Source organism: Pseudomonas sp. SDO5271_S396 (assembly GCF_054071795.1).
On sequence record NZ_JBSVWB010000017.1, the window covers coordinates 34,310 to 60,199 of the forward strand.

The following is a 25,890-nucleotide window of genomic DNA, read 5'->3' on the forward strand; positions in this document are numbered from 1 at the left end:
GGGTTTTTTTATGTCTGCAATTTATGCCGATCGTTCCCACGCGTGGGAACGATCATGGGGTGGGCTCAGGATTTGGGCGGGTTCACCTTCTGCACCAGTTCATAGGCCCGAACCGTCGCCGGGCGCTCCTTGATGCTGTTGAACCAGCGATGCAGGTGTGGGAAATCTTCCAGGCGCTGGCTCTGCCACTTGTGGGAAACAATCCATGGGTAGATCACCATATCGGCGATGCTGTAGTCCTCGCCCGCCACAAAGGCACGATCCGCCAGACGGCGGTCCAGTACGCCGTAAAGACGCGCTGTTTCATCGACATAACGCTTGATGGCGTAAGGAATCTTTTCTGGTGCGAACTGGCTGAAATGGTGGTTCTGCCCGGCCATCGGCCCCAGACCGCCCATCTGCCAGAACAGCCATTGCAGGGTTTCCTGACGAGCGCGCAGGTCTTTGGGAATGAACTGTCCGGTTTTTTCCGCGAGATAAAGCAGGATGGCACCCGATTCAAACAGCGAAATCGGCGCGCCGCCGTCGGTCGGGTCCTGATCGACGATAGCCGGAATGCGGTTGTTGGGCGCGATCTTCAGGAAGTCGGGTTTGAACTGATCGCCTTGGCCGATATTGATCGGGTGCACCTTGTAAGGCAGGCCGGCTTCTTCCAGGAACAGTGATACTTTGTGACCGTTGGGGGTAGTCCAGTAATACAGGTCGATCATGAAGCTCTCCAAATGAGCGAATGCCTGTGGGTATAGGTGAAGCTCGGAGAGCGAAAATTCAATGAAGTATTTGCGCATACCCTTATAAGCAAATCACACAGGACCATCCACCAGCACCTGCAACGACTGCTGCGAACAGCGCTCGATCCGCACTTGCACGCCATATACCTGGGCAAACAACCCTGGGTCGAGCACTTCATCCGCCGCGCCGCTGGCGTACAGGCGGCCCTGACGCAGCACGGCGATCTGGTCGGCGAAGCGCGCGGCAAGGTTGATGTCGTGCAGCACCACCACGGCGATCAGGTTGTGTTCACGCACCAGCCCACGCACGCACTCCATGACTTTCAACTGATAGTTGAGGTCGAGGGCGCTGGTGGGTTCGTCCAGCAACATCACCTGGGGGCGACGCGCGATGAGCTGGGCGAGACTGACCAGTTGGCGCTGGCCCCCCGACAGCGTGCTGAGCAGTTGATCCGCCAAATGGGCGATGCCGATGCGCTGCAATGCCTCGAAGCCTTCACGCAAGCAGGCTTCGCTGGACAACGGCACGCCCTCCACCGTGGCCACGCGCAAGGCGGCGATCACGCTTTCCATCACACTCAGGCTGAGCCCCGGTGGCAGGTTCTGCGGCATGTAGGTGACGCGTCGTGCCCGCTCGGCCACCGACATGGCCGACAGGTCCAGGTCACCCAAGCGCACGACACCTTGCATCTTTTCCAGTCCGGCGATGGCCCGCAACAGTGTCGACTTGCCGGCGCCGTTTGGGCCTATCAGCGCGGTCAGGCTACCGTGGGGCAGGGCGGGCAGGCTGAGATCCTGCACGATTTGCCGACGACCATAACTGACGTGGGCGTTGTGTACCGATAGACCCGCACTCATAACTGTCGCCCCCGCTTGAACACCAACACCACGAAAATCGGCACCCCCACCAGCGCCGTGACAATACCCACCGGTACCACCACCCCCGGCATGATCAGCTTGCTGGCGATCGACGACAGCGACAGCAGCAAGGCGCCGGTCAAGGCGCTGGCCGGCAGCAGGAAGCGCTGGTCTTCACCTACCAGAATCCGCGCGATATGCGGACCCACCAGGCCGATAAAACCGATGGTGCCTACGAACGCTACGGCAGTGGCCGACAACAAGCTGATGCGCAGCAACGAGAAAAAGCGCAGGCGCTTCACGTCCACGCCGAAGCTTTGCGCGCGGTCCTCGCCCATGCGCAGCAGCGTCAGGCGCGGCGCGGCGGCGAACGAAAACGGCAGCACCAGTGCGACCACCAGCGCCAGGATGCCCAGCTTGTCCCAGTTGGCCCGGGTCACGCTGCCCAGGGTCCAGAACACCAGTTGTTGCAGCACATCTTCGGTGGCCACCAGTTGCAACAACGCCACCACCGCGTTGCAACTGAACACCAGCGCAATGCCGAACAGCACCAGGCTTTCCACCCCGGCACCGCGCAGGCGCGACATGGCTTGGAGCAGGAACACCGACGCGGCGGCAAATATGAACGCCGAGACGGAGATCGCGGTATTGGCCGACATCCACACCGTGGTCACCGGAAACACGATGACCAGCGAGGCGCCCAGCGCCGCCGCCGACGACACGCCGAGGGTGAACGGGCTGGCCAGCGGGTTGTTCAGAATCGCCTGCATCTCGGCGCCCGCCAGCGACAGCGCGCAGCCCACCAGCACTGCCATCAAGGTGTAGGGCAGGCGCACGTTCCAGATAATCACCTGGTCGGTGACGCTCAAATGGGACGGGTGCAGGATCCCGTCCAGCAAGGCCAGAAGGCCCATGCCGGAGGGGCCGCTGGCCAGGTCCACCAGGATGGCGCAGGCCAGCGCCGTACCGAGCAGGCCCAACAGCCAGGCCCGTCGCGCCAGCAGGCGGCGGTAACCGTGGGTGGCGCTGGCGAGGTCGAGGGTTTGAGTGGTCATGGGGCTCACACGATCTTTAAAACGAAGAAGATCAGAATGTGGGAGCTGGCTTGCCTGCGATGACGGTGCGTCTGCCACCCCATCGGGTGACTGATAGACCGCTATCGCAGGCAAGCCAGCTCCCACACTGACTGCATTTCAATCGGCAATCGGTATTACTTGGACTTGCCGTCAATCCAGTAAGCACCCTGCAACGGCATCCCCAGGAACTGCTGGTTGATCTGCTCCATGGTGGCTTGCGGGTCCAGCTTGGCAAACAGCTCTGGATGCACCCATTTGGCCAACGACTCAATCGCCAGCAGGTTGTACGGCGAGTTGTAGAAGTCATGCCACAAGCCGTGGGAATTGCCCTCGCGGATCGCACGAAGGTTGGCGAACTCCGGACGTGCCAGCACTCGCTCGAACGCCTCGCGTGCGTCGTCGCTGCTCACACCGGCGCCGAGGATCAGCCCGGGTTTGTGGTTGCCGGTGGCCACGTACACATCCGGGTCGGCCTTCAGCGCGTATTCGACACTGATGTCGCCCAGCGCGCCCGGCACCACGTCGGCGGCGATATTGCGCCCGCCGACCAGTTTGATCACCTCACCCATGCCGCTCTTGCCGGTGGTGTGCCCCGGTGCCTGCCAGGCGCCGGCCAGCAGTTCGAGGAACACGCTCGGGCGCGGGCCGGCGGGCAGGGTGGCGACGGCGTCGGTGATGACCTTGATGTGCTGGTCGTAGAAGGCCAGGAACGCCTTGGCCTGGGCGTCGCGTCCCAATGCCTGGCCCAGCGCGGTCATGCTGGTGTGGGTGCCTTGCACCGGGTTGATGCGAAAGTCGACGAACAGCACCGGGATCCCGGCCTTGGCCAGCACGTCGGCCACCGGGCTGTGCTCGGTCGGACCGTGTCCGGAAATGCTGAACACGGCAAGGTCGGGCTTGAGCGAAAGGATTTCTTCGGCGCTGACGCTTTGTTCCGACGCTTGGCCGATCAACGGAATGTCTTTGACCGTGGGAAATTTCGCCACGTAGGCGTTGTAGGTGTGCTGGTCGAGCAGCTTCAAGTCGTTCTGCCAGCCAACGATACGCTGGAACGGCGCGTCTTTGTCCAACAGGGCAAACGCCGAAATCAGGCGACCTTCGCCGAGGACCACGCGCTTGACGCTGTCGGACACTTCGACCTTGCGGCCCAACACGTCGGTGACTTCATGGGCCGCGGCGGTTTCGGCGTGGCCGAGGACCAGCGCAGCGAACAGTACGCCGAGCTTGAGCAGGTTACGGGGTTTCAACATGGCGGGGACTCCAGGTGAAGGCGGCGCATCAGACATCGCTCCAGCGCCGCAACAGGTTGTGATAGGCGCCGCTCAGTTGCAGCAGCGCGTGGGGATCGGCGTTCTGGGCGGTGAGGGTCTGGATCGCGATGTCCATGTCCAGCAGCAGTTGGCGCTGGCTGTCTTCGCGCACCAGGCTTTCGATCCAGAAGAAACTGGCGATCCGTTCACCGCGCGTGACCGGGTTGATCTTGTGCAGGCTGCTGCCGGGATAGATCAGCAGGTGGCCGGCCGGCAGCTTCACCGCGTGTTCGCCAAAGGTGTCGCGGATCACCAGTTCGCCACCGTCGTAGCTGGCCGGGTCGGCCAGGAACAAGGTGGCGGAGATGTCGGTGCGCACCCGTTCGCGCACGCCCTTGAGGCCGCGAATGGCATTGTCGATGTGCCAGTCGAACGCTTCGCCAGCGCTGTAGCGGTTGAACAGCGGCGGGTAGATACGCTTGGGCAGCGCGGCGGACATGAACAGCGCGTTGTCCGACAGCCGCTTCAGAATCTGCTCACCGATGCGAAGCGCTACCGGCGAATCGTCCGGCAACTGGCGGTTGTTTTTCGCCAGGGCCGAGCGCTGTCCGGCAGTGACCTTGCCGTCAACCCAGGGCTGATCGAGCAAGGCCGCCACCGTGGCGTCGACTTCAGGGGCGCTGAGCAGCCCCGGGATTTCGATCAGCACGCCTTAGAACTCATAGTCGACGCTGGCGGTGAGAGTGCGCCCTGCACCGGGAATGCCGTACAGCTGGAAGCCGTCGAGGGAGGCGCCGATCTGGCTGTAGTAGAACTTATTGAACACATTGTTGAGGTTGAGGTTGACCGTGGTGTCCTTGTTCACCTTGTACTGCGCCGCCACGTTGCTCAGCCAGTAACCCGGCGCTTTTTCGTGGTCGCGCACATAGATGGCGGCCACCCCGGATGGGCCGTTGGCGTAGCTGCTGTTGTTGTTCAGGCCGCCCACATATTTGTTGTCGCTGTAGCGACGCCGGCCTACGTACTGCTCGCCGTAGCTCAGGCTGAGGGCGTCGGTGACGGCGTAGGTTGTCCAGAGGTTGGCGGTCAGGTCGGGAACGTTCTTGGCTTCCTCGCCCTTGTTGATGCCTTTGGTCTGGGTGCTCTTGAGCGCCGAGAAGCCGGTGTAGGCGGTCCAGCGCGGGGTGATATTGCCTTGCAGGCCGAGTTCTATGCCGTCCACGCGCTTGGCGGGCAGGGCACGTACCGGGGCGGATTCGCCGTCCTGGTATTCCCAGGCGTTGTCCAGTTCGGTGCGGAAGATCGCGGCGGTGACATTCAGCATGTCGTGGGCGATGTCCCACTTGGTGCCCAGTTCGTAGGTCTTGGACTTGGCCGGGCTGTAGTTGCTGGTGCTTGCCGCACCGTAGATCTGGTTGTTGGTCGAGGCACCCAGCGCCGACGGTTGCGCCGCTTCGCTGTAGGACACGTAGATGCTGCCGTTGGGCAACGGCTTGTAGACCGCGCCCACACGGCCGCTCACGGCGCCATCGGTGCTGCTGATGTTGGCCTGGCCGCGCTGCGTGGTCTGGGCGCGCCAGTTGTCGTAGCGCAGCGAGCCGAGGACCTGCCATTGATCATTGAGGGTGACGGTGTCGCCCAGGTAGATACCGGCGTTGTCGATCACCGAGCGCGGGTCGCCTTCGCCTTTGGTCACGTAGGTGCTGGCGAAGCTATGGCTGGGGTCGTTCAGGTCGAAGAGCATGTCGCCGGCCGGCACTTCGGCGTTGCGTTTCAGGCCGCCGTAGGTCTCGTGGTAGAACTCCAGACCCGACACCACCGCGTGTTGCAGGCTGCCGGTATTGAACTTGAAGCTGAAGTCGGTCTGGTTATCCAGGATGGTGTAGCGCTTGGATAGGCCGAAGTCGCTGCCCCGCAGGATGCCGTAGGCGGTGTTGCTGTTGTTCACGTAGTCGGTGTAGGCATTCACGGTGCTACCGGGCACTTGGCTCAGTGGTCCTACACCGGTGTAACCCAAGGTCGCACAGCGAGTGCCGGTGCAGGTTTTCTGGCCGTTGGCATTGGCGGCGAAGAAGCGCGCCGGGGAAAGTACAGCGAAGTTGTCGCTGCGTTCCCAGCGCGTCTGGTTGCGCAGGTTGGCGTCGTTCCAGTCGAAGTCATGTTCCAGGCGCGCGGTCAGCGAGGTGGTTTTGTTCTGCTGGGTATAGAGGTGGGAATCGCCATACCAGTTGGAGCGTTTCACCCCGGGCATGCGGTCGCCGTTGGTGCCGCGCTGGATGGGCACGCCGCCGTCCGGGGTGTTGGTGTCTTTCTGATAGAAGGTGTCGATGAACAGCCGCGTATCGGTGCCCAGGCCGAAACCGAACGAAGTCGCGATGCCCCAGCGGTCGTAGTCCACGTTGTCACGCTCGGCCACCTGGTTGTAGTGCTTCATCAAGTTGATGCGCACGGCGGTGGTGTCGTTGAGTTGCTTGTTCAGGTCGGCGGTGAGGCGACGGTAGCTGTCGGTGCCGATCCCGGCGGAGACCTTGTTGGCATCGCCCAGGTGCGCTTCCTTGCTGACCAGGTTGACGCTGCCGCCCACCGCCGACACACCGGACTCGATGGAGCCGGTGCCCTTGAACACTTCGGCCTGTTGCAGGTTGAACGTATCGGTACGCGTCGACATGCCGGCATCGCGCACGCCGTCGACGGTCAGGCTTTGCTCGGAAGAAAACCCGCGGATCGAAAACAGGTCGCCCCAGCCCAGGTTGCCTTCGCCGGACATAAAGGTAATGCCCGGTACGTTGCGCAGCACTTCCTGCAGGGTCTGCGCGTTTTGCTCCTTGAGCACCTGTTGCGGCACGATGGTCACGCTCTGCGGCGCATCCAGCAGCGGCTGGCTGATTTTGGCCGAGGTCACGCGGTCCACTTTGAAGGTGGAAGTGGCTTCACCATCGACCTTGATTTCCGGCAGGCTCAGCACCGAATCGTTGGACTTGACCGTCGGTGCATCCGCAAAGGCAGCAGGTACGACGCTGCCGGCGGCCAGCAGGCCGAACATCGGTGCCAGGGTGGTGTGCAGCGTGTGGCTGCGAGGTGTGGGCAATGACATGGGAGGCTTCCGAGTCTAAATTACAATTACTCTCATTTAGGTTCGGTAGTCTAAAGAGCGATTTCGCCTGCCATACCCCGGGTTTGTATTGCTGATGCGTGATTAGGGTTTCCCACAACATTCCATTACATTTGCCTGCGCGGCTGGCTGAACTTTCCGCTATTTGCTGCGTTTCATTGTTTTTCGGATTGACTGCCCATGGCCAAGCAAGACCACCTGTTGATCGTCGATGACGACCCGCAAATCCGCCAACTGCTCTGCGACTACCTGAGCGACGCCGGCTTCCAGGTGTCCACCGCTGCCGACGGCAAGGAAATGCGCCGGCGCCTGGAGTTGAACGTCATCGACCTGATCGTCCTCGACCTGATGCTGCCCGGCGAAGACGGCCTGAGCCTGTGCCGCGAGCTGCGGGTAAGTTCCAACACACCCGTGGTGATGTTGACGGCCAAGGGCTCGTTGATCGACCGCATCGTCGGCCTGGAGATCGGCGCCGATGACTACCTGCCCAAACCCTTCGACCCACGGGAGTTGCTGGTGCGCATCAAGGTGGTGCTGCGCCGTGTGCAGAGCTTCCCGGACCGCGCACGCCTGGATGAAGCGCCGAGCATCCGCTTCGCCGGCTGGCAACTCGACACCCGCGCCCGGCAACTGCTGTCGCCGGAGGGCGTGGTGGTCAGCCTCGGCAATTCGGATTACCGCGTGCTGCGTCTGCTGCTGCAGCACCCCAACCGCCCGCTGAGCCGCGACTTTCTACTCAACCACGTGTTCGACAAGGACAGCACACCGTTCGACCGTTCCATCGATGTGTGCGTCAGCCGCCTGCGCTCGCAACTGCCGGCGGGCCTGATCAAGACCGTGCGCAACGAGGGCTACATGCTCACCGCCGATGATGTGGTGCTGGAGCCGTGAGGCTGCTGCCGCGCTCGCTGTTCGGGCGGCTGGTGCTGATTCTGGTCAGTGGCATGCTCGCCGCGCAGGCCCTGACCAGCAGCATCTGGTACGACCGGCGGCATGGCCAGGTGCTGGAGATCCCCGCGCGGTTGATCGCCACCCGCCTGGCGGACGTGGTACGGCTGGTGCACAGCGATCCGCAGCAGGCGGACCAACTGATCAAGTTGCTCGACACACCGAACTTCCGCCTCACCCTCAGCGAGCAGGCCAGCAACACCCCGAGCACACTGCACGACAGTGACCGGCCCACCGAACGCCTGATCAAAAAAGTGCTGTCAGAGAAGACCGGCTATGCCCAGACCCTGATCCTGTTGCGCCTGTCGCTGGTGGATGGCGACGGGCAGACCGCCGGGCTTTCGACCCTGCTGGGTTCCAGGCCGGTGGTGGGACAATTCCTCATCGACCTGCGCCTGCCCGACGGACGCTGGTTGCAGGTCGATGCCTGCGAGGAGCAGGGCTGGACCAGCACCTCACCGCTGGACCTGCTGTTCGATTACGTGATGCGTATCTACCTGCTGCGGGTGCTGGTGCTGGTGGTGATCGCCCTGGTGGCGGTGCGCCTGGCGATCCGTCCACTCAATGCCCTGGCCAAGGCCGCCGAAGCCCTGGGCCGGGATATCCAGCGCCCGCCGCTGTCGGTGGACGGCCCCACGGAAGTGCGCCGTGCCGCCCAGGCCTTCAATGCCATGCAGCAGCGGCTGATTGCGAACATTGCCGAGCGCACACGCTTTCTTGCGGCGATTTCCCACGACCTGCGCTCACCCATCACGCGCCTGCGTCTGCGCACCGAAATGCTGGAAGACAACCGCACCAAAGAGCGTTTTCGCAGCGACCTGGAAGAAATGGAACACATGGTGTCCAGCACCCTGGACTTCGTCAGCAGCGGCGAAATCAACGAGACGCGGCAGAACATCGACATCAACGCCTTGCTGCAAAGTTTGCAGGCGGACCTGGAAGACGTGGGCGAAACCGTGCGTATCGAAGGCCGCGCCAGACAACCACTGCCGGGCTATGCGCGCAGCCTCAAACGCTGCGTGCAGAACCTGCTGGAAAACGCGGTGCGGTATGGCAGTGAAGTGGTGGTGCGGGTCGAGGATCAGGCGGATACCTTGACGATCGTCATCAGCGACCGCGGGCCGGGGATTCCCCAGGAACAACTGGAACAGGTGATGGAGCCGTTTTATCGGGTCGAGGGTTCACGCAATGCCGAAACCGGCGGGTACGGGCTCGGGTTGAGCATTGCCCATACCATCGCGAGGGCGCATGAGGGGACGTTGAGCTTGAGGAATCGGGAAGGCGGAGGGCTTGAAGTGGCGTTGTTGTTTCAACGCAGAGCCTGAATTTGAAATGCCATCCAAATGTGGGAGCGGGCTTGCTCACCACAACAAGCCCGCTCACAGCCTGAGTCAGGGCATCAGGCCCCGTGGCACTTCTTGAATTTCTTCGCGCTGCCGCATGGGCAAGGATCGTTGCGGCCAACGTCCTTCAGGGCGTTGCGCACGGGCTCGTGGTGAGCGTGGCCGCAGTTCGGGCCGTGGACATGGCCGTGGTCGTGATCATGGTGATCGTGATCGTGGTTGCAGTCGGGACCATGGACATGGGGTTGCTGAGTCATCGATGTCGCTCCGGAATAAAATCGCCGGGGATTATCTCGCCATTGTGGGCTACCTGCACGTCATTACCGATGAATAATCCGGTTTTCAGTTCACCTTCCAGGCGATAGGGCACGGGGTGATCGGGATTTTTCAGCATCTGCACCACATCCCGGATCTGCGGCCAGAGGTTGGTGCGCACTGTAATCCGGAAAAAAGCATGGCCACGGGGCGGCACGGTAAGCCACTCGTTGGACTCGCCCTCGGTCAGCACGAAATCGTCGAGCGTGACCTTGTAGATCAGGCCGCGCACCGTCAGGTCGGCGTCGTCGCGGTTGTCCACACGAAAGTACAGTTTGAATTTCTGTTGGAGCAACTTGGCCCGTACCACTTCGACTTTCACCAGCGATACGTGGGGCGGTGGCGGGTTGTCTTCGAACCACGACGCGCAGCCGCTCAGGCCGAAGGTCAGCGCCAGCATCAAGCTGTAGATCCGAAGCATGGCGTCTGTCCTGTGGGGAGTTAGAAGTAGCCGGAACAGCACTTCTTGAATTTCTGACCACTGCCGCACAGGCACGGGTCGTTGCGTCCGGCTTTCACCTCCACGGTCGGGTCGATGAAGTACCAGCGCCCCTCATTCTGTACGAAAGAAGACTGCTCGCGGTGGCTATGTTCGCCGGTGCTGTCATGCCAGCGCGCGGTGAAGGTCACAAAGGCGTGTTCCGGCTGGCCGCCGAATACTTCGGAGCTTTCCACCGCCAGGCCCAGCCAGGTGCTCTGGGCACTCCAGGCGCCGATGGCGTCGCGGTCCAGCCCGGCCTGTTGCGCCGGCAGGGTGGTGGCGACCAGGTAGTCGACCAGGCCCAGCACATAGGCGCTGTAGCGCGAGCGCATCAGCGCGGTGGCACAGGGCGCGGGGTGGCCAGCGTGATAGTGGCCGCAGCAGGCATCCAGCAGGTTGCCACTGCCGCAGGGGCAAATGGATGTACTCATCGGGTTACCACCAATACTTGCCGAAGTTTTCCGGGTTGGCCCAGAAGCGGGCGTTGAGCCAGTCCGGCACCTGTTTATAGTCAAGCAGATCGTAGGTGAACAGCGTCAGAACCTGCTCGTCCCGTTGGAAACGCTCGCCGGCCTGCAGGGCCAGGGAGAAGAAGTCGGTGTCTTTCCAGTCGCAGGCGCCCAGGTCCACCAGCACCGCAATGCGGCTGGCATTGAGGTTGCGAATGCCGCCCAGCAAGGTCAGGCCCTGTGGTTTTGACAGGTGCTCCAGGCAGTCGACCACCAGCGCCAGGTCAAAGCGCCGCGCCGCCAGTTCCGCCGGCAGCGGCCCGGGCGGTGCAACGGCCACCTCGGTCTCGGGATGCGCGGCTTGAAATGCCTCCAGCGCCGGGAACTGACTGGCGCCCAACAAAAGCAGGCGTTTGGGCGAGTGCAAATCGAGCAGGGCGGCCAGGGCTTGCTGGGGTGTACGGGAAGAAATGCCGGCGGTCATCAGAGATCCTCACATCAGGACCGTAGAGACTAGCGCGGCTGAGCGTGCGGGCCTAGAGCGGGCGGCGCGGAAAAGTCTGACAAAAGCCGTGATCCTCAATGAATACGGGGGCGTGGCGTAGTGGCGCAGATGAAAAGAGCCGTCTTTACTCCACCCATCGGCCCCCGCCGATCCCCTCAGGAGAAATCAGATGAGCATCATGCGGACAGCTCTACCCTTGGTTCTGCTAACCGGAGTATTGACAGGTTGCGCAGGCTTGCAAAAAACCGATTGGCCCACCTGCGCCGCCGTGGGCGGTGTGACCGGTGCGGCGATCGGCGCCACTGAAAGCTCGGCGTACGCCGGTGCCGGTGCGCTGCTGATCGGCGGCATGGCCGGCGCCTATTGCTGGGTCCACGGCGACGGTGACGAAGACGGCGACGGTGTGCCAGACAGCCGCGACAAGTGCCCGGGCACCCCCAAAGGCGTACAGGTCGATACCAACGGCTGCCCACCCACGCCGACACCGGCGGTGGTCGAAGAGGTGGTCGTGGTCAAGGAAGAAACCATCGTGATTCGGGACGTGCACTTCGAGTTCGACTCGGCCAGGTTGACGCAGGCGGACAAAACCAAGCTCGACGCCGTCGCCACCCGCCTGAAACAGGAAGCGCCGAGTGCCCGGTTGCGGGTCAGTGGTCATACCGACAGCGTGGGTAAAGACGCCTACAACCAGAAACTCTCGGAAAAACGCGCTCACTCGGTGACCGACTACCTGATCGGCTCCGGCGTGCCCCGCAGCAATTTCGTGTCCGTGACCGGTGCCGGCGAAAGCCATCCGGTGGCCGACAACAAAACCGCTGAAGGCCGCGCCTTGAACCGTCGCGTGGAAATTCAGATCAACCGCTGACGGCCCTTGCCCCTGTGGGATCCACAGGGGCATTGCTGGCGATCCTCGGCGAAATCGCGGCCAAACCGGCCCTTTATCAAGTTTTTTAATCCTTCACTGGCAAATCGCCCGCAGAAGTCGGTACTGTGCGCCCAAAGAATAATGTGCAGGGGGCATGCGGGATGAAGGTGTTTTGGGGGCTGGGGAAGTTTCTGACGTTGCTGTTCTGGGTCGTGGTGCTGGTCAATCTGTTCCAGCCGTTGCCCAATCCGTTCCACCTGTTGGTCAGCCTGGCCGGCAGTCTGTTGTTCCTCACCCACCTGCTGGAGTTGCTGCTGTTCAACGCCAGCGTCAAACACCGTGCCCATCCCTGGCGTGACCGTTTGCAGATCCTGTTGGTCGGAATGTTCCATGTGCAGGGCCTGTCGGCGCCTGTGGCTGCGAATGAAATCACTGTCGATGAAGTAACCCGGGAGGCCAATCATGCGTAAGGTTTTTCTGTTGGCCCTGCTGGCCAGTCCTGTAGCCCTGGCCCAGACCGTCAGTGTGGAAACCAACTCACTGATGCGCCTGCCCAGCAGTACCAGCGTGTTGCAACTCGAGCGCCTGGACGTGGCGGACTACGGCACCTTGTTGATTCCGGCCACCATCAGCCAGGTGACGGTGGAAGAACTTCACTTGGGGCGTGATGCGCGGATCGCCATTGCTCCGGGCGGCACCGGGCTGCAATTGCAGGTGCGCCATGCACAGTTGGATCAAGGCAGTCAGATCACTTCCCGTGGCGCTCCCGGTACCCATGAAAAACCGGCCAAGCCCGGACGTGATCTCACCTTGCGTATCGATGCGCTGAGCGCCGAGGTGCTGTCGGTGGATGCCCGGGGTGGTGCCGGTGCCCAGGGCTATGCCGGGCTGGATGGCGCCAACGGCGCGGATCCTGGATGCACCTGGGGTTCGGCCGGTCGCGGGGCCAATGGTGACAACGGCGGCGACGGCCTGCCGGGCGCAGCCGGCGCTCAGGTACGGGTCGAGTTGCCGCAGGACTTTCCCGTCGAACGCATCAAGGTCTGGGTCGAAGGCGGCGCCGGCGGCCTGGCAGGCACGGCCGGCAAACCGGGCCGTGGCGGCCAGTCCAAAGGTTGCCTGGTGTACCGCGCCGACGGCGGCGAAAAGGGCCGTCCGGGTCTGGAAGGGCAACCGGGGCCGGCCGGGCCTGCGGGTGCTGTGACTATTCAGCGTCTGTAAAGACGCCATCGCCGGCAAGCCGGCTCCCACAGGTTATATACGATCAACTGTAGGAGCCGGCTCGCCGGCGATAGCCATCTCAAGATCGCTTCAAAACATCGGTCGAGCCGAAGCCACCGCGACCACCAGAAGCCCGACGATCAAGTTGATTCCCACCAACCTGCGAATCTGCCCCAACACCGCAGCCCCCGCCGGCCAATCCTCGGCCGCCACCGCGGCGCGCAGTTCCGGAAACTTCAGTGCCTGGATGCGGATGAACAGCGCCGTCATCACCAGATACAGCCCCATCATCACCTGCACATAACGCGGCGCGGTCTCGAAACCGTTGAAGCGCAATTGCAGCAGGCCAACACCGCTGATCGGCAAAATCGCCACGGCGACCCACACCCACACAAAAAAACGTTGAAACACATTTGCCCACAGCTTGAGCCGGGCAGGGCCCTCAAGTGCCGCCACAGCGGCGGGGCGCAGGATCATCCAGGCGAAAAACATGCCGCCGACCCAGATCAGGGCGGCCAGTACATGCAGGGTATAAGCGAAGCTGAACACGGTCATTGAGGTACTCCGTTCTGCGCGGGATTCATTAGCGGGGTATGATAGCCGCCGATCCGAACCACTGAAAATTTATCCAGCGTTTTTTTGCGCCCGACTATTCATGATCAGCACTGAACTCAAAACCACGATCCAGGGCGCCTATTCGCGTTTTCTCGAAGCCAAGAGCTTGAAACCGCGCTACGGCCAACGCCTGATGATCGCCGAAGTGGCCAAGGTCCTCGGGGATATCGACACCGACGACGAAGGCCGCCGCGAGGGTGAGCCCGCGGTCGTGGCCGTCGAGGCCGGCACCGGTACCGGCAAGACCGTGGCCTATAGCCTGGCTGCGATCCCCACCGCCAAGGCCGCCGGCAAGCGCCTGGTGATCGCCACCGCCACCGTCGCCCTGCAAGAGCAGATCGTCTACAAGGACTTGCCCGACCTGATGCGCAACAGCGGCCTGAACTTCACGTTCGCCCTGGCCAAGGGGCGTGGCCGCTACATGTGCCTGTCCAAGCTCGATGTGCTGTTGCAGGAAGGTCACGCACAAACCGCCACGGCCCAGCTGTTCGAAGAAGAAGGCTTCAAGATCGAAGTGGATGAGGCCAGCCAGAAGCTGTTTACCAGCATGATCGAAAAACTGGCCGGCAATAAATGGGACGGCGACCGCGACAGCTGGCCCACCGCCCTGGAGGATTCCGACTGGGCGCGCCTGACCACCGACCACAGCCAGTGCACCAACCGCCATTGCCCGAATTTCGGCCAATGCGCGTTCTACAAGGCTCGCGAGGGCATGGGCAAGGTCGATGTGATCGTCACCAACCACGACATGGTGCTGGCCGACCTGGCCCTGGGCGGCGGCGCCGTGCTGCCGGACCCGCGTGACACCGTGTATGTGTTCGACGAGGGCCATCACCTGCCGGACAAGGCCATCGGCCACTTCGCCCACTACACGCGTCTGCGTTCCACAGCCGACTGGCTGGAGTCCACCGCCAAGAACCTGACCAAGCTGCTGGCCCAGCACCCGTTGCCCGGCGACCTGGGCAAACTGATCGAACAGGTGCCGGAGCTGGCACGGGAGATCAAGACCCAGCAGCAGTTCATGTTCAGCGCCTGCGAGCAGGTGGCCGACTTCAAGCCCGGCGAAGACGTGGAAGGTCGTGAGCGGCCACGCCATCGTTTTGTCGGCGGGCTGATCCCCGAGCACATGCGTGAAATGGGTATCGAGCTGAAAAAAGGCTTCTCGCGCCTGACCGACCTGTTTACCCGCCTGACCGATCTGCTCAAGGAAGGCATGGACGGTGAGGTCAACATCGGCATCGCCAGCAACCAGGCGGAAGAATGGTACCCGCTGTTCGGCAGCCTGTTGTCCCGGGCCCAGGGCAACTGGGAGCTGTGGACGGCCTTTACCGTCGAAGACCCGGAAGACAACCCGCCCATGGCCCGCTGGCTGACCCTGGCGGAAAGCGGTGCGTTGTTCGATATCGAGGTCAATGCCAGCCCGATTCTGGCCGCCGAGATGCTGCGTCGCAACCTATGGAACGTCGCCTACGGCTGCCTCGTGACCTCGGCGACCCTGACCGCGCTGGGCACCTTCGACCGTTTCCGCATGCGCGCCGGCTTGCCGAAAAAGGCTGTGACGGCCGTGGTGCCCAGCCCGTTCCATCATGCCGACGCCGGTGTGTTGCGGGTACCTGACCTCAACGCCGACCCACGGGATGCGGCGGCGCACACCGCTGCGATCATCCGTGACCTGCCGGACCTGGTGGAAGGCTCCAAAGGCACCCTGGTGCTGTTCTCCTCGCGCAAGCAGATGCAGGACGTGTTCGACGGCCTGGACCGTGACTGGCGCAAGCAGGTGTTCATCCAGGGCAACCTGTCCAAGCAGGAAACCCTGAACAAGCACAAGGCGCGGGTCGACGGCGGTGACTCCAGCGTGTTGTTCGGGCTGGCGAGCTTTGCCGAAGGGGTGGACTTGCCCGGCGCCTACTGCGAACACGTGGTGATCGCCAAGATCCCGTTCTCGGTGCCGGACGATCCGGTCGAGGCCGCACTGGCCGAGTGGATCGAAGCGCGGGGCGGCAACCCGTTCATGGAGATTTCGGTGCCGGATGCATCCTTGAAGCTGGTCCAGGCCTGCGGGCGCTTGCTGCGTACCGAACAGGACCGGGGCACCATCACCTTGCTGGATCGCCGTCTGGTCACCCAACGCTATGGCAAGGCTATCCTGAATGCCTTGCCGCCGTTCAGGCGCGAAATTTCTTGAGCCACCGTGGGCGGATTCGCCCACTGCGTGGTCTATCTCACTGCCAACGCTTTATGTCATCAGGCCATTCATCGGCCGTTTGGGAGAACCTTGCTCGTATGATTCGCACGCTGCCCGCCCTTTTTGCCTTGCTGGTTGCCGCGCCCTTGATGGCCGCGCCTGCCGGGCAACAGACGCTGTTCAACTTCGTCCGGCCTGCCGATGTGGTCAAGGTGGCGACCCAGGATGCCAGCCTGCCGCAGTACAACGCCGAACAAACGCCGGAGGGCGAAGTGCTGCGCCGCATCGTCTTCAACCCGGCGGCCGAGCCGAGCCTGGTGCTCAGCCCGCAAACCGGTGTGTGGGACTGGTCGCAATCCGGCGCCATGAGCCTGCGTATCCAGAGCGCCATGGACTGGGCGCTGACCCTCTATGTCAAGGTGCAGAGCAGTGACGGCAAAACCCTGGTCAGCCGCGTCGACCTGCCGGCCGGCCCGGCCCAGACCTTGCTGATTCCGCTGCAAGCCAATTCGCCGTTGAGCCAGGGCATGAAGGCCGGCCCGCCAATGCCGATTGCCGTGGAGGGCCAGCGCGTGCTGCTGGGCAGCAGTGCCGGAGAAATCGACCGCAGCCAGGTGGCCTCGGTGACGGTGTCGATGCTCAAGCCCAATGTCGCCCAGAGCATTCTGCTGGAGCGTTTTGGCGTGCAGGACGTTGAACCGGTATTGAAGGCGGCCTACAGCGAGCTGGTGGATGCCTACGGTCAATCCACCCGGGCGCGCTGGCCAGAGAAGGTCAGCAGCGATGAGCAACTCAAGGCCGCCGCCGCCAAGGAGCAGCAACAGCTTCAGGGCTGGCTGGCCGCGCGGGATAAATCCGCTCTGGACCAATACGGTGGCTGGAACAAAGGCCCGGCGTTCGAGGCCAGCGGGTTCTTCCGCACCGAGAAGCGTGACGGCCGCTGGTACCTGGTGACACCGCAAGGCCATCCGTTCTACTCCCTGGGCGTCAACACCGTGACCCCGGATGACAGCCAGACCTATGTGGCCCATCGTGAATGGATGTTTGCCGGGTTGCCCAAGGCCGGCGACCCCTTCGACAAGTACTACGGCAGCGGCGACAACCGCACCGGCAACGGCGCGGGTGAAGGCCGCAGCTTCGGGGCGGGGCGCTGGTACGACTTCTACGGCGCCAACTTGCAGCGTACCTATGGCGGCGAAGGCTTCGACTCGGGACGCTGGGTGACTCACACCCTTGATCGCTTGCAGGCCTGGGGCTTCAACACCGTGGGCAATTGGAGCGACGAGCATCTGGCCAAGGCTGACCGTGTGCCTTATACGCTGCCCCTGTCGATCGTCGGCGATTACGCCAGCATCAGCACCGGCACCGACTGGTGGGGCGGCATGCCCGACCCGTTCGACCCGCGTTTTGCCATGGCCACCGAACGGGCCGTGGCCATTGCGGCCCGCGATCACCGGGACGACCCGTGGCTGATCGGCTTCTTTGCCGACAACGAACTGGCGTGGGCCGGCCCGGGCGAGGACCCGAAGTCCCGCTATGCCCTGGCCTACGGCACCCTGCGCATGACCACCGACGTACCGGCCAAGCGCGCGTTCCTCAAGCAACTGCGTGACAAGTACCGCAATGAAGAAGGCCTTTCGAAAGCCTGGGGCATTCATCTGGCGGGTTGGGAGTTGATGGAAGACCCGGGCTTCGAACCACCGATGCCCAGCGCCGAGCACCCGGAAATCGAGGCGGACTTCAAATACTTCCAGAAGACTTTCGCCGATGCCTATTTCAAGACCATCTCCGACTCACTGAAATGGCACGCGCCCAACCAATTGTTGCTGGGCGGCCGCTATGCGGTGAGCACACCGGAAGCGGTGGCGTCCTGCGCACAGTATTGCGATGTATTGAGCTTCAATATGTACACCCTCAAACCCCAGGACGGTTATGACTTCGCCGCCCTGAGGGCGCTGGACAAGCCGGTGCTGATCACCGAGTTCAACTTCGGCTCGGCGGACCGTGGGCCGTTATGGGGCGGTGTGACGCAAGTGGCGCGGGAAGAAGAGCGTGGCGCGGCCTACGGTAATTTCCTCAAGCAGGCCATGGCCGAGCCGTCGATTGTCGGCGTCCATTGGTTCCAGTATCTGGACCAGCCGGTAACGGGGCGCCTGCTGGACGGTGAGAACGGCCATTTCGGTCTGGTGGGAATCACTGACGTACCGTTTCAGGGGTTTGTCGACAGCGTGCGCAAGAGCAACCTGGCGGCGGTCGAGCAACTGGGCAAGGAAGCGGAAAAAGCCAGGGCGGCGAGCGACGTGCACGTGGGTGAAGGCGGCAAGCCGGGGCATGATGGCAAAGGCCCGGGGCAGGGCGCCGGGCATGCAGGCGGGCACTCCGGCAATGGCCATTGATTCGCTGCTGACGGGTTCACAAAACCCACCGGGGCTGGAACAATGGCCGCCACTTTTTACACGGTTTTTCCAGGGGGCTTAGGTGCAGATTCAAGGTCATTACGAGCTCCAGTTCGAGGCGGTGCGTGAAGCCTTCGCCGCGCTGTTCGACGACCCGCAGGAGCGTGGTGCCGGGCTGTGCATCCAGATCGGCGGGCAAACCGTCGTCGACCTGTGGGCCGGTACCGCCGACAAGGACGGTGCCGAGGCCTGGCACAGCGACACCATCGTCAACCTGTTCTCTTGTACCAAGACCTTCACTGCCGTCGCGGCCTTGCAGTTGGTGGCCGAGGGCAAGTTGCAACTGGACGTTCCCGTGGCCAGGTACTGGCCGGAGTTCGCCGCTGCCGGGAAAGAAACCATTACCTTGCGCCAGTTGCTCTGCCACCAGGCCGGGCTGCCGGCCGTTCGCGAGATGCTGCCCACCGAAGCCCTGTACGACTGGCAATTGATGGTCGACACCCTGGCCGCCGAAGCGCCGTGGTGGACGCCGGGCGAAGGCCATGGCTATGAGGCGATCACCTATGGTTGGCTGGTCGGGGAATTGCTGCGCCGTGCCGACGGGCGCGGGCCGGGCGAGTCCATCGTGGCGCGAGTGGCACGGCCACTGGGGCTGGATTTCCATGTGGGCCTGGCGGATGAAGAGTTTTATCGTGTGGCTCATATCGCCCGTAGTAAAGGCAACATGGGCGACGAAGCGGCGCAACGTTTATTGCAAGTAATGATGCGTGAACCTGCAGCCATGACCACACGGGCATTTGCCAATCCACCGTCCATTCTAACCAGCACTAATAAACCTGAATGGCGCCGTATGCAGCAGCCAGCGGCAAATGGTCACGGTAATGCCCGTAGCCTGGCGGGTTTTTACAGTGGTTTGTTGGACGGTAGTTTGCTGGAAGCCGATATGCTCGAAGAACTGACCCGCGAACACAGTATCGGGCCGGATAAAACCTTATTGACCCAGACCCGTTTTGGTCTGGGTTGCATGTTGGATCAACCGCAATTGCCAAATGCCACGTTCGGCCTTGGCCCGCTTGCGTTTGGGCATCCTGGGGCCGGTGGTTCCGTAGGGTTTGCCGACCCGGAATATGATGTTGCCTTCGGGTTTGTGACTAATACCCTGGGTCCTTACGTACTTATGGATCCACGTGCGCAGAAGTTGGTCGGAATATTAGCCGGTTGTCTATAAACCCCTTGCTGTTTCACATTTTTTTGTTACAAAGGCATCTATAAAAGACGCTGCGCGAAATGTTGTAACTTCAATCATCAGTAAGCGTCTGTTTTAACGGGTCATCCAGACCCCCGTTTCTTTTCTCATTTTGTGGATATCTCATGTTATCGAACAAGTCCCTGGCACTGGCGCTATGCCTCACTATTACTGGCTGCGCACAAACTCCACAAAATGATGCCGAAGGCGGGCACTGGTGGTCATTTGGATCCGACAAGGCGGCCAGCAAGGACGCAGTGACCCAGACCGACGCCAAACCGGACGTCAAACCGGACGTCAAACCCGCTGCCGGCGCCAAGCCAGTTGCACCTGCCGCCGCGGCAGCAGCTCCGGCACCTGCCGCCGCGCCAGCGCCGGTTGCCAAGGCGGAGACGGGTTCCAGCTGGTGGCCGTTCTCGTCCAAGAGCGCCGACGAGAAAGCCGCCGATGCCAAGGCTGCCGACCTGAAAGCCGATCTCAAGGCCGCAACCCCAGCCCCGACGGGCGCTGCTGCGCCTGCCGTGGCCAAGACCGACGCCGACTCCGAAACCCACTGGTGGTGGCCGTTCGAAAGCAAGCCCAAGCCGTTGGCCAAGGTGGACGTGAGCAACGTGCCGATGCCCGATCCGAAGATCACCCAGGCCTGGCTGGACGACTATGAGCCGCGCCTGCGCGCTGCCATCAAGGACAGCAACCTGCAACTGGAGCGTCGCGATAACGTACTGGTCGTGATCGCCCCGGTAGACGGTTCCTACAACCCGAAACGCCCGTCGATGCTGCTGCCATCCACTCTCGGCCCGTTCACCCGTGTGGCCAAGGCTGTCGAAGCCGACCCGAAGACCGCCGTATTGGTTCTGGGCCACGTTGACGCCACCGGCACTGCCCCGGCCAGTCAGGTGCTGACCAAGGAGCGTGCACAATCCATCGCGTCGATCTTCAGCCTGAGCGGCTTGAAGCAAGACCGTCTGATGCTGCGCGGTATGGGCGACCTGATGCCACGTGCTGCCAACGACAGTAACCAGGGCCGCGCCCTGAACCGCCGCATGGAAATCATGTTCACCCAGCGCACCACCATGCTGGCGCTGTTGAACAAGTACAACTCTGGCAAGCCGCCGGTCGCTGAAATGGTTGCGGTACAGGACGTCCCTGCACCTGCCGCTGCGCCGGCCGCCAAAGCTCCGGCGAAAAAGGCCCCGGCCAAGAAAGCCGCTGCCAAGCCTGCCGCTAAGAAGGCCCCGGCCAAACCGGCTGCGAAGAAACCTGCTCCAGCCAAGGCCAAGGCGGCCCCGGCGTCTAACGACCAGGCCAAAAACTGATCCGTTGAACCAGAAGGATAAAGCCGCATGACCCAGGCACTGGCCGATATGCGCCGTGATTACACACGGGATGGTTTGAGCGAGGCCCAGGCCCCGGGCGAACCCTTTGCCTTGTTCCGCCAGTGGTTTGACGATGCGGTGAAAACCGAGCAACCACCGGTGGAGGCCAATGCCATGACCCTGGCCACGGTCGACCAGGATGGTCGCCCGCATTGCCGGATCCTGCTGCTCAAGGGCCTGGACGCCCAGGGTTTTACTTTCTTCACCAACTATCAGAGCGCCAAGGGCGAACAGCTTGCGGCGCGGCCCTTTGCGGCCATGACCTTCTTCTGGCCGACCCTGGAGCGCCAGGTGCGCATTGAGGGGCGAGTGGTCAAGGTCACGCCCGAAGAATCGGATGCGTATTACCAGGTCCGCCCGCTGGGCAGCCGCCTGGGCGCCTGGGCTTCGCCGCAGAGCCGGGTGATTCGTGACCGTGAAGAGTTGCAGGACCTGCTCAAGGCCACTGAACAGCGCTTCAGCGATACCCAGCCCGATTGCCCGGAGCATTGGGGCGGTTATCGCTTGCTGCCGGAGCGCATCGAGTTCTGGCAAGGCCGTGCGAGCCGTCTGCATGATCGTCTGAATTACCGCCTGCAGGGCACTGAGTGGAGTCGCGAGCGCCTGGCACCCTGAGCCGGCATTTTCGTCACTTCAGCTGAATGCTGTTGGTTCTGCCGACGTCTCTGTTTCAGGAGGCTTTCAGGGCGTGAACTGCACGGACTACACTGTTGGCACTACTCTGGACACTTCCTGGAACAAAAACTGGGCTACCATTCGTCCAGTTTTTGGAGGTGCTCAGTCTGTACTCAGGCTGAATGAAAGCAATTTTCTGCCAGGCTTGCCGTGACAGGCGACGAGCCGCAGCGTCTAATGAATACCTGTCCTTTGGAGTTGATGCTATGCGTAAGTCCGTTTTACTGGTTGCCTGCTTTACCACCCTGTCGTTGCTGCTGGGTGGCTGCGCCTCGAGTCTGACCGGCGACTCGTATTCCCGTGATGAAGCGCGTCGTGTGCAGACCGTGCGCATGGGTACCATTGAATCCCTGCGTCCGGTGAAAATCGAAGGCACCAAGACCCCAATCGGCGGCGCCGCTGGCGCAGTCATCGGTGGTGTGGGCGGCAGCGCCATCGGCGGTGGCCGCGGCAGCATCGTAACCGCCGTGATCGGCGCCGTTGCCGGCGGCCTGTTGGGCTCGGCTACCGAAGAAGGCCTGACCCGCACCCAGGGCGTGGAAATCACCGTTCGCGAAGACGACGGCAGCATGCGTGCCTACGTGCAGGCTGTGCAGGAGAATGAAATCTTCCGCATCGGCGACCGCGTGCGCATCATGACCGTTGACGGTACCAGCCGCGTTACCCGCTAAGCTTCGGCTTGTGGAAAAACAAAACCCCAACCGGGTGACCGGTTGGGGTTTTTGAGTTTTTGGGTAGCTGAATGTCGAATCGCAGGCACTAAAAAACCGCCTTAGTAGGGCGGTTTTTTAGTGCGAGCCTGATTTTATTTGGTTCGCATGCTCACAGAACGCAATGACATGGGCGGGATATTACTGTTCGCCGAAGTGTGTAGCAAGGTATGCCGATGAGCGGAGATCATCCTTTCTGAGACATTTCTTGTCGGGAGTATTTTGCAAAATACGGACATAACTTACGAGGGTGATCTTTGGTGTTTTGTCGTTGTTGGACACACCTTCCACTTGCTGGCTCAGCTAGTATCGATGCCGTTCTGCGATCGTAATTCTGTAGATGTGCTGGGTCTTTGTGCAAGGTTTTGGACCAACTGCCACGGGCTAGTAATCCGTGCCGGATTTATGCGGAAGGCCTACTAACCCAGCCGCCTCACAGGACGCAATGACAGCATTCAAAGGCTCACATGTTCCGGTAAGTGTGCTGGAGGTAAGGCCCAACTGTTGGAGGGCCGAGTATGTCCAAGTTTGCACGACGTACGTGGAACCTCGTCGTGAATGCCCTGCGTGTTTATCACGTATGGGTATTCCTTCGGGACAGCTTCGATGACCTTTAAGGTCTGAGAAGTGAAGCCGCCTCGGTTTGAACCGAGGCGGCTTTTTAGTTTTTGGCAAACCGTTCAATTTTTGACGTGCTTTACCATCGAGTCCGGTATGAACGACATCCATCATTTGCTGGATTTTTGGGCCGCTGGGCTGACGAGGACCGTCAGAGTGATGCCAAGGTGGGCCAGCGGAAGACTGAATGTCTTTACGTGACGGAGGATGGTAGCAGGACGCCCCCAATCGGTTAGGTCTTTGGGGATCAGGTGAACATCTCTATGTTGTCCGTCGCAGGCAGGAAGTCAGAAGCCGGTTGCCCGGCTTCTGCAAAGGGTTCAGGCGTGCTTGCGGCTCGCCATCGCGGTGACGGCATAGCCGATCAACGCGGCCAGGATCGATCCGGTCAGGATGCCCATGCGGTCTTCGCCGGCAAACTCGCTGGCGCCCGGCACGAAGGCCAGGGAGCCGACGAACAGGCTCATGGTGAAGCCGATGCCGCACAGGATGGCCACGCCGAACACCTGGCCCCAGTTGGCGCCGCTGGGCAGGGCGGCGAGGCCGGTCTTGATGGCGAACCAGGTAAGGCCGAACACGCCGATGGTCTTGCCCACCAGCAACCCGGCGGCGATGCCCATGGGCACGTGATGGGTGAAGCTTTCCAGGCTCACGCCGGTCAGGGATACACCGGCGTTGGCGAAGGCGAACAGCGGCAGAATGCCGTAGGCCACCCACGGGTGCAGGGCATGCTCGAGCGTCAGCAGTGGCGAGGGCTCGGCATTTTTGGTACGCATGGGAATGCAGAACGCCAGGGTCACGCCGGCGAGCGTGGCGTGTACGCCGCTTTTGAGTACACACACCCACAGGATCAGGCCGACGATCAGGTAGGGCCCAAGCTTGATCACGCCCAGGCGGTTCATCGCGATCAGTGCCAGCAGGCAGGCACCGGCGCCGGCCAGCGACGCACCGGACAGGTCGGAAGAATAGAACACCGCGATGACGATGATCGCGCCCAGGTCATCAATGATCGCCAGGGTCATCAGGAACAGTTTCAGCGACACCGGCACGCGTTTGCCCAGTAGGGCCAGCACGCCGAGGGCAAAGGCGATATCGGTGGCCATGGGGATCGCCCAGCCGGACAGTGCGGCGGGGTAGTCCTTGTTGATCGCCCAGTAGATCAGCGCCGGTACGACCATGCCGCCAATCGCGGCGGCGCCGGGCAATACCACTTGCGAGGGCTTGGACAGGTGACCATCGAGCAACTCGCGCTTGACCTCCAGGCCGATCAGCAGGAAGAACAGGGCCATCAGGCCGTCGTTGATCCACAGCAAGGCAGGCTTGGCGATTTTAAGTGCGCCGATCTGGGCCACCACCGGCACATCGAGGAAGGCGCTGTAGAGGTGCGACAACGGTGAGTTATTGATGATCAACGCCAGCGCGGCGGCGGCGATCAACAACAGACCGCTGGCAGCCTCCAGCTGGAAGAAACGGGTGAAAGTGCTACGCAGAGGCACGGGATGCTCTCCAATCCAGGTTCAATAGGTGGGTACCCTAACCCGTACTGTTAGTTGTTAAAACAAAAGTTATATTCTTATTTGTTATAAATGGAGGAGCCGTCCAACCTTGCTCTGACCCCACCCAATTGTGTGTCCAATTGAGTCGTCACTGTATCTGTGTGGAGTGTAGGAAACCTCCTAAGATTGGGGCTGAAAACCTTTAGAGAACCTCACCATGAGCGATCACCGTCCCTGGGCCCGTGAAGCCATTCGGATTATCGAAGCGGACTTCCAGCGGAGTGCCGACACGCACCTGATCCCCTTGCCACTGCCCGGTTTGCCGGGCATCGAGTTGTATTTCAAGGATGAATCGAGCCACCCCACCGGCAGTTTGAAACATCGGCTGGCGCGCTCGCTGTTCCTGTACGCGTTGTGCAATGGCTGGCTCAAGCCGGGTGCACCGGTGATCGAAGCGTCCAGCGGTTCCACGGCGATTTCCGAAGCGTACTTTGCGCGCCTGCTCGGCCTGCCGTTTATCGCGGTGATGCCGGCCACCACCTCTCAGGAGAAAATCGCTCAGATCGCCTTCTACGGTGGCAAGAGCCACCTGGTACAGGATCCGACGCAGATCTATGCCGAATCCGAACGACTGGCGCGGGAAAGCGGTGGTCATTTCATGGACCAATTCACCTACGCCGAGCGCGCCACCGACTGGCGGGCGAACAACAACATTGCCGAGTCGATCTTTCAGCAATTGCGCTTTGAGCGGCATCCGGAACCGAGCTGGCTGATCTCAAGTCCCGGTACCGGCGGCACCACGGCGACCCTGGGGCGCTATGTGCGTTATCGCCAGCATTGCACCCGCGTGCTGTGCGCCGATGCCGAGCGTTCGGTGTTCTTCGACTTTTATCAGAGCGGCGACGCCAGCCTGCGCCTGGACTGTGGCTCGCGGATCGAAGGCATTGGCCGGCCACGGGTCGAGGCCTCGTTTCTGCCCAAGGTGATCGATGCGATGGTCAAGGTGCCGGATGCGTTGTCGCTGGCGGCCATGCATTACCTGGCCGAACGATTGGGGCGGCGCGTGGGCGGGTCCAGCGGGACCAACCTGATTGGCGCGCTGGTGGCGGCGCAGCAGATGAAGGCGGCGGGCGAGTCCGGTTCGATTGTGGCGATCCTGTGCGACGGGGGCGAGCGTTACGCGACCACCTATTACGATCAGGCGTGGCTGGTGGGACAGGGCTATGCGCTGGAAGGTTTGATCGCGGCTGTTGCGGCTTGTGTCGAACGGGGCGAGGCGCTGCCGGACAGCATCCTGCGCGCCAACATCTGATACAACGCACAACCCAATGTGGGAGCGGGCTTGCCCGCGAAAGCGGAGTGTCAGTCGATACATCATCAACTGACAGACCTCATTCGCGAGTACGCCCGCTCCCACAT

General features: G+C 62.0%; 24 protein-coding genes. 12 read left to right on the forward strand and 12 right to left on the reverse strand.

Translation table 11 applies throughout. The annotated features are described in order from the left end of the window. Positions 1-65: 65 nt before the first annotated feature. From ACW9IN_RS13985 to ACW9IN_RS14010, 6 genes are all read right to left on the reverse strand, one after another. Positions 66-710, reverse strand: coding sequence for a glutathione S-transferase N-terminal domain-containing protein (locus ACW9IN_RS13985; RefSeq protein WP_457366429.1), 645 nt, complete (start codon positions 708-710; stop codon positions 66-68). A gap of 93 nt (positions 711-803) precedes the next feature. After that, positions 804-1,589 (reverse strand): ABC transporter ATP-binding protein, encoded by a 786-nt coding sequence (locus ACW9IN_RS13990; protein WP_457366430.1) that lies wholly within the window; start codon positions 1,587-1,589, stop codon positions 804-806. Next, positions 1,586-2,644: a FecCD family ABC transporter permease gene (locus ACW9IN_RS13995; RefSeq protein WP_457366431.1), complete on the reverse strand. Its 1,059-nt coding sequence runs from the start codon at positions 2,642-2,644 to the stop codon at positions 1,586-1,588. Before ACW9IN_RS13995 ends, ACW9IN_RS13990 begins: the two co-directional genes overlap by 4 nt. 155 nt (positions 2,645-2,799) lie before the next feature. Continuing rightward, the gene (locus ACW9IN_RS14000) at positions 2,800-3,915 is read right to left on the reverse strand and encodes an ABC transporter substrate-binding protein (RefSeq protein ID WP_457366432.1); all 1,116 of its coding nucleotides are present in this window, start codon (positions 3,913-3,915) and stop codon (positions 2,800-2,802) included. Positions 3,916-3,943: 28 nt separating this feature from the next. Further along, the gene (locus ACW9IN_RS14005; RefSeq protein WP_457366433.1) at positions 3,944-4,624 is read right to left on the reverse strand and encodes a Fe2+-dependent dioxygenase; all 681 of its coding nucleotides are present in this window, start codon (positions 4,622-4,624) and stop codon (positions 3,944-3,946) included. A 3-nt stretch (positions 4,625-4,627) separates the two neighbouring features. After that, positions 4,628-7,009 carry a TonB-dependent receptor gene (locus ACW9IN_RS14010; protein WP_457366434.1) on the reverse strand — a complete coding sequence of 794 codons (2,382 nt, stop codon included), beginning with the start codon at positions 7,007-7,009 and terminating at the stop codon, positions 4,628-4,630. Positions 7,010-7,207: 198 nt separating this feature from the next. Between ACW9IN_RS14010 and ACW9IN_RS14015 the strand changes: the two genes are divergently transcribed. Both ACW9IN_RS14015 and ACW9IN_RS14020 read left to right on the forward strand, forming a co-directional pair. Then, entirely contained in the window at positions 7,208-7,918 is a 711-nt protein-coding gene (locus tag ACW9IN_RS14015) for a response regulator (protein WP_457366435.1), read from the forward strand. Further along, positions 7,915-9,300: an ATP-binding protein gene (locus ACW9IN_RS14020; RefSeq protein ID WP_457366436.1), complete on the forward strand. Its 1,386-nt coding sequence runs from the start codon at positions 7,915-7,917 to the stop codon at positions 9,298-9,300. The genes ACW9IN_RS14015 and ACW9IN_RS14020 overlap by 4 nt, the downstream gene beginning before the upstream one ends. A 74-nt stretch (positions 9,301-9,374) precedes the next feature. Here ACW9IN_RS14020 and ACW9IN_RS14025 read toward each other — a convergent pair whose 3' ends face one another. From ACW9IN_RS14025 to ACW9IN_RS14040, 4 genes are read right to left on the reverse strand one after another with little or no spacing between them, the layout of a single operon-like run. Beyond that, positions 9,375-9,575, reverse strand: coding sequence for an SEC-C metal-binding domain-containing protein (locus tag ACW9IN_RS14025; RefSeq protein ID WP_457366437.1), 201 nt, complete (start codon positions 9,573-9,575; stop codon positions 9,375-9,377). Next, positions 9,572-10,054: an LEA type 2 family protein gene (locus ACW9IN_RS14030; protein WP_457366438.1), complete on the reverse strand. Its 483-nt coding sequence runs from the start codon at positions 10,052-10,054 to the stop codon at positions 9,572-9,574. Before ACW9IN_RS14030 ends, ACW9IN_RS14025 begins: the two co-directional genes overlap by 4 nt. 20 nt (positions 10,055-10,074) lie before the next feature. Continuing rightward, a complete protein-coding gene (locus ACW9IN_RS14035) occupies positions 10,075-10,545 on the reverse strand; it encodes a YchJ family protein (protein ID WP_457366439.1) in 471 nt (156 codons plus the stop codon). 4 nt (positions 10,546-10,549) lie between these two features. Further along, positions 10,550-11,047: a DUF6231 family protein gene (locus tag ACW9IN_RS14040; protein ID WP_457366440.1), complete on the reverse strand. Its 498-nt coding sequence runs from the start codon at positions 11,045-11,047 to the stop codon at positions 10,550-10,552. A gap of 190 nt (positions 11,048-11,237) precedes the next feature. Here ACW9IN_RS14040 and ACW9IN_RS14045 point away from each other — a divergent pair, with 190 nt between their 5' ends. The 3 genes from ACW9IN_RS14045 (at position 11,238) to ACW9IN_RS14055 (ending at position 13,154) form a co-directional block, all read left to right on the forward strand. Further along, a complete protein-coding gene (locus ACW9IN_RS14045; protein WP_457366441.1) occupies positions 11,238-11,933 on the forward strand; it encodes an OmpA family protein in 696 nt (231 codons plus the stop codon). Between the two features lie 161 nt (positions 11,934-12,094). After that, the gene (locus ACW9IN_RS14050; protein ID WP_457366442.1) at positions 12,095-12,403 is read left to right on the forward strand and encodes a DUF1145 domain-containing protein; all 309 of its coding nucleotides are present in this window, start codon (positions 12,095-12,097) and stop codon (positions 12,401-12,403) included. Beyond that, the gene (locus ACW9IN_RS14055) at positions 12,396-13,154 is read left to right on the forward strand and encodes a collagen-like protein (protein WP_457366443.1); all 759 of its coding nucleotides are present in this window, start codon (positions 12,396-12,398) and stop codon (positions 13,152-13,154) included. The genes ACW9IN_RS14050 and ACW9IN_RS14055 overlap by 8 nt, the downstream gene beginning before the upstream one ends. A 90-nt stretch (positions 13,155-13,244) precedes the next feature. Here ACW9IN_RS14055 and ACW9IN_RS14060 read toward each other — a convergent pair whose 3' ends face one another. Continuing rightward, the gene (locus ACW9IN_RS14060; RefSeq protein WP_457366444.1) at positions 13,245-13,709 is read right to left on the reverse strand and encodes a CopD family protein; all 465 of its coding nucleotides are present in this window, start codon (positions 13,707-13,709) and stop codon (positions 13,245-13,247) included. Positions 13,710-13,809: 100 nt separating this feature from the next. Between ACW9IN_RS14060 and dinG the strand changes: the two genes are divergently transcribed. From dinG to ACW9IN_RS14090, 6 genes are all read left to right on the forward strand, one after another. Then, complete coding sequence (gene dinG, locus ACW9IN_RS14065) at positions 13,810-15,954, forward strand: ATP-dependent DNA helicase DinG (RefSeq protein WP_457366445.1); 2,145 nt, start codon at positions 13,810-13,812, stop codon at positions 15,952-15,954. Between the two features lie 98 nt (positions 15,955-16,052). After that, positions 16,053-18,350: a beta-galactosidase gene (locus ACW9IN_RS14070; protein WP_457366446.1), complete on the forward strand. Its 2,298-nt coding sequence runs from the start codon at positions 16,053-16,055 to the stop codon at positions 18,348-18,350. Between the two features lie 82 nt (positions 18,351-18,432). Continuing rightward, positions 18,433-19,578 carry a serine hydrolase domain-containing protein gene (locus ACW9IN_RS14075; RefSeq protein ID WP_457366447.1) on the forward strand — a complete coding sequence of 382 codons (1,146 nt, stop codon included), beginning with the start codon at positions 18,433-18,435 and terminating at the stop codon, positions 19,576-19,578. Between the two features lie 143 nt (positions 19,579-19,721). Continuing rightward, positions 19,722-20,912: an OmpA family protein gene (locus ACW9IN_RS14080; RefSeq protein ID WP_457366448.1), complete on the forward strand. Its 1,191-nt coding sequence runs from the start codon at positions 19,722-19,724 to the stop codon at positions 20,910-20,912. Positions 20,913-20,939: 27 nt separating this feature from the next. After that, positions 20,940-21,587, forward strand: coding sequence for a pyridoxamine 5'-phosphate oxidase (gene pdxH / locus ACW9IN_RS14085; RefSeq protein ID WP_457366449.1), 648 nt, complete (start codon positions 20,940-20,942; stop codon positions 21,585-21,587). A 266-nt stretch (positions 21,588-21,853) separates the two neighbouring features. Then, complete coding sequence (locus ACW9IN_RS14090) at positions 21,854-22,318, forward strand: outer membrane lipoprotein (protein ID WP_003189251.1); 465 nt, start codon at positions 21,854-21,856, stop codon at positions 22,316-22,318. A 977-nt stretch (positions 22,319-23,295) separates the two neighbouring features. On the opposite strand, the gene nhaA is transcribed toward ACW9IN_RS14090, so the two are convergent. Beyond that, a complete protein-coding gene (nhaA, locus tag ACW9IN_RS14095; protein WP_457366450.1) occupies positions 23,296-24,471 on the reverse strand; it encodes a Na+/H+ antiporter NhaA in 1,176 nt (391 codons plus the stop codon). A gap of 217 nt (positions 24,472-24,688) precedes the next feature. Here nhaA and ACW9IN_RS14100 point away from each other — a divergent pair, with 217 nt between their 5' ends. Further along, the gene (locus ACW9IN_RS14100; RefSeq protein WP_457366451.1) at positions 24,689-25,783 is read left to right on the forward strand and encodes a PLP-dependent cysteine synthase family protein; all 1,095 of its coding nucleotides are present in this window, start codon (positions 24,689-24,691) and stop codon (positions 25,781-25,783) included. Positions 25,784-25,890 lie beyond the last annotated feature (107 nt).